The sequence below is a fragment of the Actinokineospora sp. genome (assembly GCF_050699995.1).
Lineage (GTDB): Bacteria > Actinomycetota > Actinomycetes > Mycobacteriales > Pseudonocardiaceae > Actinokineospora.
On the sequence record NZ_JBOHGC010000116.1, the window covers coordinates 23,584 to 36,251 of the forward strand.

A 12,668-nucleotide genomic window follows, 5' to 3' on the forward strand; every position below is an offset into this window, starting at 1 on the left:
TCCCCGGTCCACGCGGTCGGGCGTGTCGCGCCGACTCCACATGCGGGACCCTTGTCGATTCCGAGCTCCTGTGTGGAGTACTCATCGCCACGGGGGCCAACCAAAGATCCTGAGGGTCGTGATAGACCCCGGCACTCGTGCCAGGGCGGCCGGTGTAAGGAACTGACCGGCCGCCCCGCAACGAGCAACCCATAAAGAATGCCACACGGGTGTGCGGCAATCCAAACCGGGGTGTCCGAGCTAACTCGGACACCCCGGATCGGACCTAAGCGATGATCTTCGTGACCTGACCGGCGCCCACGGTGCGGCCACCCTCGCGGATGGCGAACCGCAGACCCTCGTCCATGGCGATCGGATTGATCAGCTTCACGGTCATGGCGGTGTTGTCGCCCGGCATGACCATCTCGGTGCCCTCGGGGAGGGTAACGACACCGGTCACGTCGGTGGTGCGGAAGTAGAACTGCGGGCGGTAGTTGTTGAAGAACGGGGTGTGACGTCCACCCTCGTCCTTGCTCAGGATGACCGCCTGCGCCTCGAAGTCGGTGTGCGGGGTGGTGGTGCCGGGGCGAACCACAACCTGGCCGCGCTCGACATCCTCACGCTTGACACCGCGGAGCAGCAGCGCCGCGTTGTCACCCGCCCGACCCTCGTCGAGGAACTTCTTGAACATCTCGATGCTGGTGACCGTGGTCGACAGCGCCTTCTCGCGGATTCCGACGACCTCGACGGTCTCGTTCACCTTGATGATGCCGCGCTCGATACGGCCGGTCACGACGGTGCCGCGGCCGGTGATCGTGAAGACGTCCTCGATCGGCATGAGGAACGGCTTCTCGGTCTCACGCTCGGGCTCGGGGACGCTCTCGTCGACCGCGGTCATGAGCTCCATGAGGCGCTCGCCCCACTCGGCGTCACCCTCGAGCGCCTTGAGCGCCGAGACGCGCACGACCGGCAGGTCGTCGCCCGGGAACTCGTAGTCGGTCAGCAGCTCGCGAACCTCGAGCTCGACGAGCTCCAGGATCTCCTCGTCGTCCACCATGTCGGCCTTGTTCAGCGCGACAACGATGTACGGCACGCCGACCTGGCGGGCCAGGAGCACGTGCTCCTTGGTCTGCGGCATCGGACCATCGGTCGCGGCGACCACGAGGATCGCGCCGTCCATCTGGGCGGCACCGGTGATCATGTTCTTGATGTAGTCCGCGTGACCCGGGCAGTCGACGTGCGCGTAGTGACGCTTGCCGGTCTCGTACTCGATGTGTGCGATCGAGATCGTGATACCGCGCTGCTTCTCTTCCGGCGCCTTGTCGATCTGATCGAAGTTCATCAGAGGGTTCACGTCGGGGAACTTGTCGTGCAGGACCTTGGAGATCGCCGCGGTCAGCGTGGTCTTGCCGTGGTCGATGTGACCAATGGTCCCGATGTTGACGTGCGGCTTGGTCCGCTCGAACTTCGCCTTCGCCACTTTGTGTCCTCCTGGACTAGTACTTCCCGCCTGACCGGACATTCGGTGGCGGCTATTCAGGGTCAAATGTGCGGACCCCGGGGAGACCCCCCGGAGAGCCCGCACCTATCGTGCGGTGCTCCGGTTGGGGGTCATTCCCCCGTAGCCTTTGCGATGATCTCCTTGGCGACGTTCGTGGGAACCTCGGCGTAGGAGTCGAACACCATCGAGTAGTTCGCGCGGCCCTGGGTCTTGGACCTCAGGTCGCCGACATACCCAAACATTTCGGACAGCGGCACCAGTGCCTTGACGATCCGGGCACCGCTACGCTCCTCCATGGCCTGGATCTGGCCACGGCGGGAGTTCAGGTCGCCGATGACATCGCCCATGTACGTCTCGGGCGTGGTCACCTCGACCGCCATCATCGGCTCGAGCAGGACCGGGTCGGCCTTGCGCGCGGCTTCCTTGAGCGCCATCGAACCGGCGACCTTGAAGGCCATTTCCGAGGAGTCGACCTCGTGGTACGCGCCGTCCAGCAGGGTCAGCTTCAACCCGACGAGCGGGTATCCGGCGAGCACGCCGTAACGCATGGCGTCCTGCGCACCGGCGTCGACCGACGGGATGTACTCCCGCGGCACGCGACCACCGGTGACCTTGTTGTCGAACTCGTAGAGCACGCCGTCCGTCGTGGCCAGCGGCTCGAGCTTGATGATGACCTTCGCGAACTGGCCGGAGCCACCGGTCTGCTTCTTGTGGACGTAGTCGAGCTTGTCCACCGTGCGGCGGATCGTCTCACGGTAGGCGACCTGCGGCTTGCCGATGTTCGCCTCGACCTTGAACTCGCGACGCATACGGTCGACGAGGATGTCGAGGTGCAGCTCGCCCATACCGGCGATGATCGTCTGGCCGGTCTCGTCGTCCTGGTTGACCCGGAACGTCGGGTCTTCCTCGGCCAGCTTCTGGATCGCCGTGCCCAGCTTCTCCTGGTCGGCCTTGGTCTTCGGTTCGATCGCGACCTGGATGACCGGGTCGGGGAACGTCATGGACTCGAGGACGATCGGGTTGGCCGGGTCGCACAAGGTCTCACCGGTCGTGGTGTCCTTGAGGCCGATCACCGCGTAGATGTGACCCGCGATGGCCTCGTCGACCGGGTTCTCCTTGTTGGCGTGCATCTGGAAGAGCTTCCCGATGCGCTCCTTGCGGTCCTTGGTCGCGTTGATGACCTGGGAGCCGGAAGCGAGCCTGCCGGAGTAGACCCGGACGTAGGTCAGCTTGCCGAAGAACGGGTGCGACGCGATCTTGAAGGCCAGCGCGGAGAACGGCTCGTCGGTGTTCGGCGCGCGCAGGACCTTGGTCTCGCCGTCCTGCAGGGTGCCCTCGACCGGCGGCACGTCCAGCGGGGACGGGAGGAAGTCGATCACGGCGTCGAGCATGGGCTGGACGCCCTTGTTCTTGAACGCCGAACCGCAGAGCACGGGGTAGGCCGACCGGTTCGTGACGATCCGGCGGATACCCGTCTTGATCTGCTCGACCGACAGCTCCTCGCCCGCGAGGTAGAGCTCCATCAGGTCGTCGTCGGTCTCGGCGACGGCCTCGATGAGCGCCTCGCGGTACTCGTTGGCCTTGTCGACGAGGTCGGCCGGGATCTCCTCGACCGTGTAGTCCTCGCCCTTCGAGACCTCGCCACGCCAGGTCAGCGCGCGCATCTGCACCAGGTCGACGACGCCGATGAAGTCACCCTCGCTGCCGATGGGCAGCTGGATGGGCAGCGGCTTCGCGCCGAGGCGCTCGGAGATGGTGCGCACCGTGAAGTAGAAGTCCGCGCCCAGCTTGTCCATCTTGTTGACGAAGCAGATACGCGGGACGTCGTACTTGGTCGCCTGGCGCCAGACCTGCTCGGACTGGGGCTCGACACCCTCTTTGCCGTCGAAGACGGCGACAGCGCCGTCGAGGACGCGCAGCGAGCGCTCGACCTCGACGGTGAAGTCGACGTGACCGGGCGTGTCGATGATGTTGATCTGGTGGTCTTTCCAGAAGCAGGTCGTCGCGGCCGACGTGATCGTGATGCCGCGCTCCTGCTCCTGCTCCATCCAGTCCATGACCGCGGCACCGTCGTGGACCTCGCCGATCTTGTAGCTGATCCCGGTGTAGAACAGGATCCGCTCGGTCGTCGTGGTCTTGCCCGCGTCGATGTGAGCCATGATCCCGATGTTGCGGACCTTGGCCAGGTCGGTGAGCACGTCGAGTGCCACGGGTTTCTTCCCCTGTCTTTGCAGCTACGGCGCCGCTGGAGCCCCGGCCGGGAGGCCGAGGCCGGTTGTCACCAGCGGTAGTGGGCGAAGGCCTTGTTCGACTCGGCCATCTTGTGGGTGTCCTCGCGACGCTTGACGCTGGCACCAAGGCCATTGGAGGCGTCGAGGAGTTCGTTCATGAGACGCTCGATCATGGTCTTCTCGCGGCGAGCCTGCGAGAAGGAGACGAGCCAGCGCAGCGCCAGCGTGGTGGAACGACCGGGCTTGACCTCGATCGGCACCTGGTAGGTGGCGCCACCGACGCGGCGGCTCTTGACCTCGATGGTCGGCTTCACGTTGTCGAGCGCTCGCTTGAGCGTGACCACGGGGTCCGTGCCGGTCTTGTCGCGGGCGCCCTCGAGGGCGCCGTAGACAATACGCTCGGCGACGGAACGCTTGCCGTCCTTCAGCACCTTGTTGATGAGCTGCGTGACCAACGGCGAGCTGTACACCGGGTCGGAGATCAGCGGCCGCTTAGGGGCCGGTCCCTTGCGGGGCATATCAGCTCTTCTCCTTCTTCGCGCCGTAACGGCTGCGGGCCTGCTTGCGGTTCTTCACGCCCTGGGTGTCCAGCGAGCCGCGGATGATCTTGTAGCGAACACCCGGCAGGTCCTTCACTCGGCCACCGCGAACGAGCACCATGGAGTGCTCCTGCAGGTTGTGACCCTCACCCGGGATGTACGCGGTGACCTCGATGCCGCTGGTCAGCTTCACGCGTGCGACCTTGCGCAGTGCCGAGTTCGGCTTCTTCGGGGTGGTTGTGTACACACGGGTGCACACGCCACGCCGCTGCGGGCTCCCCTTGAGAGCCGCAGTCTTCTGCTTGGCGACCTTGTCCTGGCGGCCCTTGCGGACCAGCTGCTGGATCGTGGGCATAGACCGGCTTTCTCTGCTTCATGTCGACACCCGGTATCGGGCACCGATATGCACTGTGTACTTACGGTTCCTGCTGTTCCGCCCGTCCCCCGAGGTCGGGCGTGTCGCCCGTTCCCGGCAGCACCCCACGCGGGAGTGAAACATCCCAGCGGGGTTCGGAAGGAACTCCGGCGTGACTGACAGGAGCCCGCTGCGTGGCGATCGGGTAAACGACCATCCAGTTCGCGGACCGCGCGGCACAGGCACACGGATCGACCCGACATGGGTCGGGCGCGAGTAGCAAAGATACCTTCCCCACGGGCACGGGGACAAATCGGGGTCCCTTTAGCGACGCGCGGCACAGCGGGGCGGAGCGAATGTCCGTGCCGCGATGGTAGCCGGATCCACGAGTCGATCTCGCGAAATCGGCGCGCGGCGCGCCGGGACCACAGTGGATACCCAGCTCACCCGACACCGGGGGACACGACAGCGAAGCCGACCTCGGCCGCAGCCGCGGCGAGCCGCTTGTCATAGGTGACGAAGGCCGTCAGGTTCGCCCCGGAGGCGACAAGGCTCTCCGCTGTGGCGAGGTGGATCGCGTCCAGGGACCGGAGGTTCGCGTCAATGTAAGCGGCGGCGGTCGCACGCACGGGCTCGTCGATCTCGACTCTGCCGACACTGGACAGCACACCGGTGACCACACCGAGCACCGAAGGCACGCTGCGGCGAAGAGCCCGCGGCACCTCAATCTCGGCGAGAACCGACGTGATCAAAGCATCCTCAGTGCGCTCGTTGAGCCAGTCCGCGATCGCCTGGGATTCCGGCTCTGGGGCTACCAACTTGACGATGGCACAGCTATCCAGATAGATCACCAGCGCTCCTCGTCGCGCATGGCGAGCAGCGCCTCGGTGGCCGACCGGCCGTGATCGATCTCGCCTTTGGGTGCCACGAAACGCACGCGCTTCTTGGCCGGAATCAGCCTGCCCTCGAGCGCGAGGTCTTCCGTCTCGCCATGCACTACCGGGCTTATGCGCGCCACCGCGCGCCCACGGCTGGTGATCTCGACGGTCTCGCCTTTTTCCACCCTGGCCAGCACACCCGCAGTGTCCTGGTTGAGGATGCGCACTGGAATCTGCTGCATGCCGCCTATCATACTATAGGCCGTACTACACACATGGGTGATCCACTGCCCGACCGAATGTCAGGCTGTCGGGATGCGGATCCTGCGGGCTGACACAACCCTCGGGTTCCGAGCCAACGGCTTGCGTTTAAAGACGACCGGTCGTATTGTCACGGCATGCCACGGCCGAGGTTGAGCGAGGGGACGCGACAGCGTCTGCTCGAAGCCAGTGTCGCGGCGTTCTTGGAGCAGGGGTACCACGGCACCGGGATCAAGGACCTCCTCGACCGGGTCGAGATCCCCAAGGGGTCGTTCTACAACTACTTCCCCAGCAAGGAAGCCCTGGGGATCGAGGCCATCGCGCACTACTCGCGCTGCAGCGTGGACAGCCTGGCGAGCGCTCTCGACGGCGCCGCCGACACGCTTGTCGGACTGCGCGCGCACTTCGAGGAGATCGCGCGTGGGTTCGAGGAGAGTCAGTTCGCCGGCGGCTGCCTGCTGGCGAACCTGGCGGGCGAGCTCGACGGCAACCCGTTCCGCACCGCGCTGTCCCGGGGCTTCCGGGAGTGGCGCGACGGCGTGCGGGACGCACTCGGCGACGCCCAGGTCCTCGGCCTGATCCGGGACGACATGCCCGCGGAGGAACTCGCGGACATGTTGATCGAGGCATGGGAGGGCGCGGTGATCCGGATGAAGATCGACCGGACCGTCGCTCCCCTGCACCGCTGCCTCGACCGGTTTCTCGACGGCTACTTCCGGCCGTGATCTTTTTTTTGAGTTCATTAATAGACGACCGGTCACATTCGAATGAGGAGAGTCATGAGCAGAACAGCCATCGTCACCGGGTCCTCCAGCGGCATCGGCCTCGACGTCGCCCGCGAGTTCGTCAAGCGCGGGGACAACGTGGGTGATCAACGGGCGGGACGCGGCGAAGCTCGCGGACATCGCCGCGGAACTGGGCGCGGACCAGGTCTCGGCCGTCGTGGGCGACATCGGCGACCCGGCCACCGGCGCGGCACTCGTCGACGCGGCCGTGGCGCGCTTCGGCGCGGTCGACATCCTCGTCAACAACGCGGGCACCTTCGGCGTGAAGCGGTTCGTCGATGTCACCGCCGAGGAACTAGACCGGTACCTGTCGATCAACCTCCGGGGCACCTACCTGGTCACCCAGGCCGTGGTCCGGCAGCTGATCGCCCAGGGCGACGGCGGGGCGATCGTCAACATCGGCACGGTCTTCGTCGACCACGCGAAGTCCGGCGTGCCCGCGTCCGCGCCGCTGGTCGCCAAGGGCGGCGTGCACTCGCTGACGGTGAGCCTGTCGGCCGAGCTGGCGCCCGAGCGGATTCGGGTGAACATGGTGGCGCCGGGGATCATCCGCACTCCCCTGCACAACGGGATCGACGTCGACGACTTGGCCGGGCTGGCGCTGCTGAACACCGTCGGGGAGGTGTCCGACACGTCCGCCGCGGTCCTGTACCTCGCGGACGCGGGTTTCGTCACCGGACACGTGCTCAACGTCGACGGCGGCTACGTGGGCGGGCGGGCCTGATGCCGTACGTCAATATCAAGATCACCGAAGGCGCGACGGTGGAGGAGAAGGCCCTGCTGATCAAGGGCGTCACCGACCTGCTGGTGGAGGTTCTCGACAAGGACCCGGCGCTGACCCACGTGATCATCGACGACGTCGCCCTGACTGACTGGGGCGTGGGCGGACGGTCGACCGCGGAGATCCGCAAGAGCTGACCAACAGGACCGACGGTCCATCGCATGTGGACAAACGATCGCGCCCCCGACCTTCGGCCGGGGGCGCGATCGTGTCTGTCTACTTCGGACTAACGGTAGTCGCGGCCGAAGTCGTAGTCGTCCAGCGGAACCGCGGCACCCGTGCCCGCGCCGAACACGTCCGGCGTGTAGTAGCCGTCGTCGTAGGACGGGATGGCGTAGGCCGCCACTCGTGCCTCTTCGGTGGGCTGGACCTGGATGTTGCGGTACTTGTTGATACCGGTACCGGCCGGGATCAACTTACCGATGATGACGTTCTCCTTCAGGCCCACGAGCTTGTCGCTGCGCCCGTTGATCGCGGCATCGGTCAGGACCCTGGTCGTCTCCTGGAAGGAGGCGGCCGAGAGCCACGAGTCGGTGGCCAGCGAGGCCTTCGTGATGCCCATCAGGACCGGGCGACCCGAAGCGGGCTCGCCACCGGCGCCCACGACGCGGCGGTTCTCCGATTCGAACACGGCGCGCTCGATGAGAGCGCCGGGGAGGAACTCGGCGGTGCCGCTGTCGAGGATCGTGACCCGGCGCAGCATCTGCCGGACGATGACCTCGATGTGCTTGTCGTGGATCGACACACCCTGGGCGCGGTAGACCTTCTGGACTTCCTCGACCAGGTGCAGCTGCGCCTCACGGGGGCCCATGACTCGCAGGACCTCGTGCGGGTCGCGGGTGCCTTCCAGCAGCTGCTGGCCGACCGACACGTGGTCGCCGTCGGCGAGCGGGCCGGTCGGGGTCGCGGCGAGCCGCTGACGCTTCGACAGCTTCTCGAAGATGATTTCCTCGCTGCCGTCGTCCGGCGTGAGGGTGATCTTCCAGAAACGGTCGCCGTCCTCGATGCGCACGCGGCCGTCGACGTCGGCGATCGGGGCCTTGCCCTTGGGGACGCGGGCCTCGAACAGCTCCTGGACACGCGGCAGACCGGTGGTGATGTCGTCTCCGGCCACACCACCCTGGTGGAAGGTACGCATCGTCAGCTGCGTGCCGGGCTCACCGATGGACTGCGCGGCCACGATGCCGACGGCCTCGCCGATGTCGACGAGCTGGCCCGTCGCCATGGAGCGGCCGTAGCAGGTGGCGCAGACGCCGACCGCGGCCTCGCAGGTCAGGACCGAGCGGACCTTGACCTTGGAGACACCCGATTCCAGCAGCTTCTCGATCGCCGGGTCGCCGAGGTCGTCCGCCCGGTTGAGCAGGACGTTGCCGTCGGAGTCCTTGACGTCGTCGGCGACGCAGCGCGCGTAGACGCTGGTCTCGGCGTGCTGGTCGCGCAGGACCTTGCCGCCCTCGATGGGGTCGCCCAGGGTCATCACGATGCCGCGGGTGGTCCCACAGTCGACCTCGCGGACGATGACGTCCTGCGAGACGTCCACCAGACGACGGGTCAGGTAACCCGAGTCGGCGGTACGCAGCGCGGTGTCGGCCAGACCCTTGCGGGCGCCGTGCGTGGCGATGAAGTACTCCAGCACCGACAGGCCTTCACGGAAGTTGGCCTTGATCGGTCGCGGGATGAACTCACCACGCGGGTTGGTGACCAGACCGTTCATGCCCGAGAGCTGACGGATCTGGGTCATGTTGCCCGCCGCGCCCGACTTCACGATCGTGGGGATCGGGTTGTCGTCGGGGTAGTTGTCCTCCATCGCCTTCGCGACCTCTTCGGTCGCGTTGCTCCAGACCTTGACCAGCTCGTTGTTCCGCTCGGTGGCGGAGAGCTGACCACGCTGGTAGCGCTTCTCGACGGTGTCGGCCTTCTTCTCGTACTCCTCGAGAATCCCGGCCTTGGCCGGCGGCACGATGACGTCGGACATGGCGATGGTGACGCCCGAACGCGTGGCCCAGTAGAAGCCCGCGTCCTTGAGCCGGTCCAGCGTCCGCGCCACGGTGACCATCGGGTACCGCTCCGCGAGGTCGTTCACGATCGCGGCCTGACGCTTCTTCGGCATCGGCTCGTTCATGAACGGGTAGTCCGGCGGGAGCAGCTCGTTGAACAGCACGCGGCCCAGGGTGGTCTCGGCCAGCCACGGCTGACCGGGGGCCCAGTCCTCGGGCTGCATGCCGGGGCCGGGGGTCCGGTCCGAGATGCGGATCTTGACCAGCGACTGCAGGCCGACGACCTTGCGGTCGAACGCCATGATCGCCTCGGCGGGCGACGAGAACGCGTGCCCGGCGCCGAGACCGTCTTCCTTGAGGCGGGTCAGGTGGTACAGGCCCGTGACCATGTCCAGACGCGGCATCGCCAGCGGGCGACCCGACGCCGGGGACAGGATGTTGTTCGACGACAGCATCAGGATGCGGGCCTCGGCCTGCGCCTCGGCCGACAACGGCAGGTGGACCGCCATCTGGTCACCGTCGAAGTCGGCGTTGAACGCCTCACAGACCAGCGGGTGCAGCTGGATGGCTTTGCCTTCCACCAGCTGCGGTTCGAAGGCCTGGATGCCGAGGCGGTGCAGCGTGGGCGCACGGTTCAGCATCACGGGGTGTTCGGTGATGACCTCTTCGAGCACGTCCCACACGGCCGGGCGCGCGCGCTCGACCATCCGCTTGGCGGACTTGATGTTCTGCGCGTGGTTGAGGTCGACCAGCCGCTTCATGACGAACGGCTTGAACAGTTCGAGCGCCATCGCCTTGGGCAGGCCGCACTGGTGCAGCTTGAGCTGCGGGCCGACGACGATGACCGAACGGCCCGAGTAGTCGACTCGCTTGCCGAGCAGGTTCTGGCGGAACCGGCCCTGCTTGCCCTTGAGGAGGTCGGACAGCGACTTGAGCGGGCGGTTGCCCGGTCCGGTCACCGGGCGACCGCGGCGGCCGTTGTCGAACAGCGCGTCGACGGCCTCCTGCAGCATCCGCTTCTCGTTGTTGACGATGATCTCGGGCGCGCCGAGGTCGATCAGTCGCTTGAGGCGGTTGTTGCGGTTGATCACGCGGCGGTACAGGTCGTTCAGGTCGGAGGTGGCGAAGCGGCCACCGTCGAGCTGGACCATCGGGCGCAGGTCCGGCGGGATCACCGGGACGCAGTCGAGCACCATGCCCATGGGCGAGTTGCGGGTCGCCTGGAACGCCGCGACGACCTTGAGCCGCTTGAGCGCGCGGAGCTTCTTCTGCCCCTTGCCGTTGCGGATCGTGTCGCGCAGGATGTCGGCCTCGGCGTCGACGTCGAAGTCGCGCGCCAGGGTCTGGATCGCCTCGGCGCCCATGGACCCGGTGAAGTAGTCGCCGTAGCGGTCGATGAGCTCGCGGTAGAGCATCTCGTCGGCGATGAGCTGCTTGATGTCGAGCTTGGTGAAGGTCGACCAGATCTCGTCGAGCCGGTCCAGCTCACGCTGGGCGCGGTCGCGGAGCTGGCGCATCTCCCGCTCGCCGCCCTCCTTGACCTTGCGGCGGACGTCGCTCTTCGCGCCCTCGGCCTCAAGCTGCGCCAGGTCGGCTTCGAGCTTCTGCGCCCGCGCCTCGATGTCGGCGTCGCGCTTGTTCTCGACCTGCTTGCGCTCGACGCCCATCTCGTTCTCGAGCGTGGGCAGGTCGTTGTGGCGCAGCTCGGTGTTCACCGTGGTGATCACGTACGCGGCGAAGTAGATGATCTTCTCGAGATCCTTCGGCGCGAGGTCGAGCAGGTAGCCCAGGCGGCTCGGGACACCCTTGAAGTACCAGATGTGGGTGACCGGCGCGGCCAGCTCGATGTGGCCCATGCGCTCACGGCGAACCTTGGCGCGAGTGACCTCGACGCCGCAGCGCTCACAGATGATGCCCTTGAAGCGCACGCGCTTGTACTTGCCACAGTAGCACTCCCAGTCCCGGGTCGGACCGAAGATCTTCTCGCAGAAGAGCCCGTCCCGCTCCGGCTTGAGCGTGCGGTAGTTGATGGTCTCCGGCTTCTTCACCTCGCCGTGGGACCACTGGCGGATGTCGTCGGCCGTGGCGAGGCCGATCCGCAGCTCATCGAAGAAATTTACGTCGAGCACTTAGCCCTCTTTCCACAAAACTTACGCAGCAAACAAAGCTGACCGAGGCAAACAGGTGTCCTGTGACCGCAACCGACCCGCCTAGACCTCTTCCACTGAAGAGGGCTCGCGCCTCGACAAGTCGATGCCTAGCTCCTCCGCGGCCCGGAAGACGTCCTCCTCGGCGTCGCGCATGTCCAGTCGCGTGCCGTCGCTGGACATCACCTCGACGTTGAGACACAGCGACTGCATCTCCTTGATGAGCACCTTGAACGACTCGGGAATGCCCGGCTCCGGGACGTTCTCGCCCTTGACGATGGCCTCGTAGACCTTCACCCGGCCGAGCACGTCGTCGGACTTGATCGTGAGCAGCTCCTGCAGGGCGTAGGCCGCGCCGTACGCCTCGAGGGCCCAGACCTCCATCTCACCGAACCGCTGACCGCCGAACTGCGCCTTACCGCCCAGCGGCTGCTGGGTGATCATCGAGTACGGGCCGGTCGACCGGGCGTGGATCTTGTCGTCCACGAGGTGGTGCAGCTTCAGCGTGTACATGTAGCCCACCGAGATCGGCTCGGGGAACCGCTCGCCGCTACGACCGTCGAACAGGACCGACTTGCCGTTGGGCTGCACGGTCCGGAAACCGTCCTTGTTCGGAATCGTCGACGACAGCAGGCCGGTGATCTCGTCCTCCTTGGCGCCGTCGAACACCGGGGTCGCGATCTTGCTGTTGCGGCCACCCTCGCTGGCGCCGATGGCGTGCAGGCGCTTCTCCCACGGCTCGGACTTGCCCTCGATCTTCCAGCCGTGCTTGGCCACCCAGCCGAGGTGGGTCTCCAGGACCTGTCCGATGTTCATCCGGCCGGGCACGCCCAGCGGGTTGAGGATGATGTCGATCGGCGTCCCGTCGGGCAGGAACGGCATGTCCTCGACCGGCAGGATCTTCGCGATCACGCCCTTGTTGCCGTGCCGGCCGGCGAGCTTGTCGCCGTCGGAGATCTTGCGCTTCTGCGCGACGTAGACCCGGACCAGCTGGTTGACACCCGGCGGCAGCTCGTCGTCCTCCTCACGGTCGAAGACCCGGACACCGATCACGGTGCCCTCCTCGCCGTGCGGCACCTTCAGCGAGGTGTCGCGGACCTCACGAGCCTTCTCACCGAAGATCGCCCGCAGCAGTCGCTCCTCCGGCGTCAGCTCGGTCTCACCCTTCGGGGTGACCTTGCCGACCAGGATGTCGCCGTTGCCGACCTCCGCAC

General features: G+C 66.3%; 9 protein-coding genes and 2 pseudogenes. 3 read left to right on the plus strand and 8 right to left on the minus strand.

The annotated features are described in order from the left end of the window. Window positions 1-265: 265 nt before the first annotated feature. The 6 genes from tuf to ACRDSQ_RS06755 all read right to left on the minus strand — a co-directional run bounded on the left by tuf (window position 266) and on the right by ACRDSQ_RS06755 (window position 5,725). Complete coding sequence (gene tuf / locus ACRDSQ_RS06730) at window positions 266-1,459, minus strand: elongation factor Tu (protein ID WP_431419691.1); 1,194 nt, start codon at window positions 1,457-1,459, stop codon at window positions 266-268. A 131-nt stretch (window positions 1,460-1,590) separates the two neighbouring features. Further along, window positions 1,591-3,690 carry an elongation factor G gene (fusA, locus tag ACRDSQ_RS06735; protein ID WP_431419693.1) on the minus strand — a complete coding sequence of 700 codons (2,100 nt, stop codon included), beginning with the start codon at window positions 3,688-3,690 and terminating at the stop codon, window positions 1,591-1,593. A gap of 68 nt (window positions 3,691-3,758) precedes the next feature. Then, window positions 3,759-4,229: a 30S ribosomal protein S7 gene (gene rpsG / locus ACRDSQ_RS06740; RefSeq protein ID WP_018682836.1), complete on the minus strand. Its 471-nt coding sequence runs from the start codon at window positions 4,227-4,229 to the stop codon at window positions 3,759-3,761. Window position 4,230: 1 nt separating this feature from the next. Beyond that, entirely contained in the window at window positions 4,231-4,605 is a 375-nt protein-coding gene (gene rpsL / locus ACRDSQ_RS06745) for a 30S ribosomal protein S12 (RefSeq protein ID WP_030473471.1), read from the minus strand. Window positions 4,606-5,048: 443 nt separating this feature from the next. Continuing rightward, window positions 5,049-5,456 carry a type II toxin-antitoxin system VapC family toxin gene (locus ACRDSQ_RS06750; protein WP_431419694.1) on the minus strand — a complete coding sequence of 136 codons (408 nt, stop codon included), beginning with the start codon at window positions 5,454-5,456 and terminating at the stop codon, window positions 5,049-5,051. After that, complete coding sequence (locus ACRDSQ_RS06755) at window positions 5,453-5,725, minus strand: type II toxin-antitoxin system Phd/YefM family antitoxin (protein ID WP_431419696.1); 273 nt, start codon at window positions 5,723-5,725, stop codon at window positions 5,453-5,455. Before ACRDSQ_RS06755 ends, ACRDSQ_RS06750 begins: the two co-directional genes overlap by 4 nt. Before the next feature lie 156 nt (window positions 5,726-5,881). Between ACRDSQ_RS06755 and ACRDSQ_RS06760 the strand changes: the two genes are divergently transcribed. From ACRDSQ_RS06760 to ACRDSQ_RS06770, 3 genes and pseudogenes are all read left to right on the plus strand, one after another. Then, a complete protein-coding gene (locus tag ACRDSQ_RS06760; RefSeq protein ID WP_431419698.1) occupies window positions 5,882-6,469 on the plus strand; it encodes a TetR family transcriptional regulator C-terminal domain-containing protein in 588 nt (195 codons plus the stop codon). 136 nt (window positions 6,470-6,605) lie between these two features. Continuing rightward, a pseudogene (locus ACRDSQ_RS06765) lies at window positions 6,606-7,253 on the plus strand (SDR family NAD(P)-dependent oxidoreductase); the annotation flags it as partial. Beyond that, on the plus strand, window positions 7,253-7,447 hold the full coding sequence (locus tag ACRDSQ_RS06770; protein ID WP_431419699.1) for a tautomerase family protein: 195 nt from the start codon (window positions 7,253-7,255) through the stop codon (window positions 7,445-7,447). The pseudogene ACRDSQ_RS06765 and the gene ACRDSQ_RS06770, both read left to right, overlap by 1 nt. A gap of 89 nt (window positions 7,448-7,536) precedes the next feature. Here the strand turns inward: ACRDSQ_RS06770 and ACRDSQ_RS06775 are convergent, their stop codons facing one another. Both ACRDSQ_RS06775 and ACRDSQ_RS06780 read right to left on the minus strand, forming a co-directional pair. Beyond that, window positions 7,537-11,436, minus strand: a complete 3,900-nt coding sequence (locus ACRDSQ_RS06775) for a DNA-directed RNA polymerase subunit beta' (protein WP_431419701.1) — start codon at window positions 11,434-11,436, stop codon at window positions 7,537-7,539. A gap of 81 nt (window positions 11,437-11,517) precedes the next feature. Then, window positions 11,518-12,668, minus strand: a pseudogene (locus tag ACRDSQ_RS06780) (DNA-directed RNA polymerase subunit beta); the annotation flags it as partial.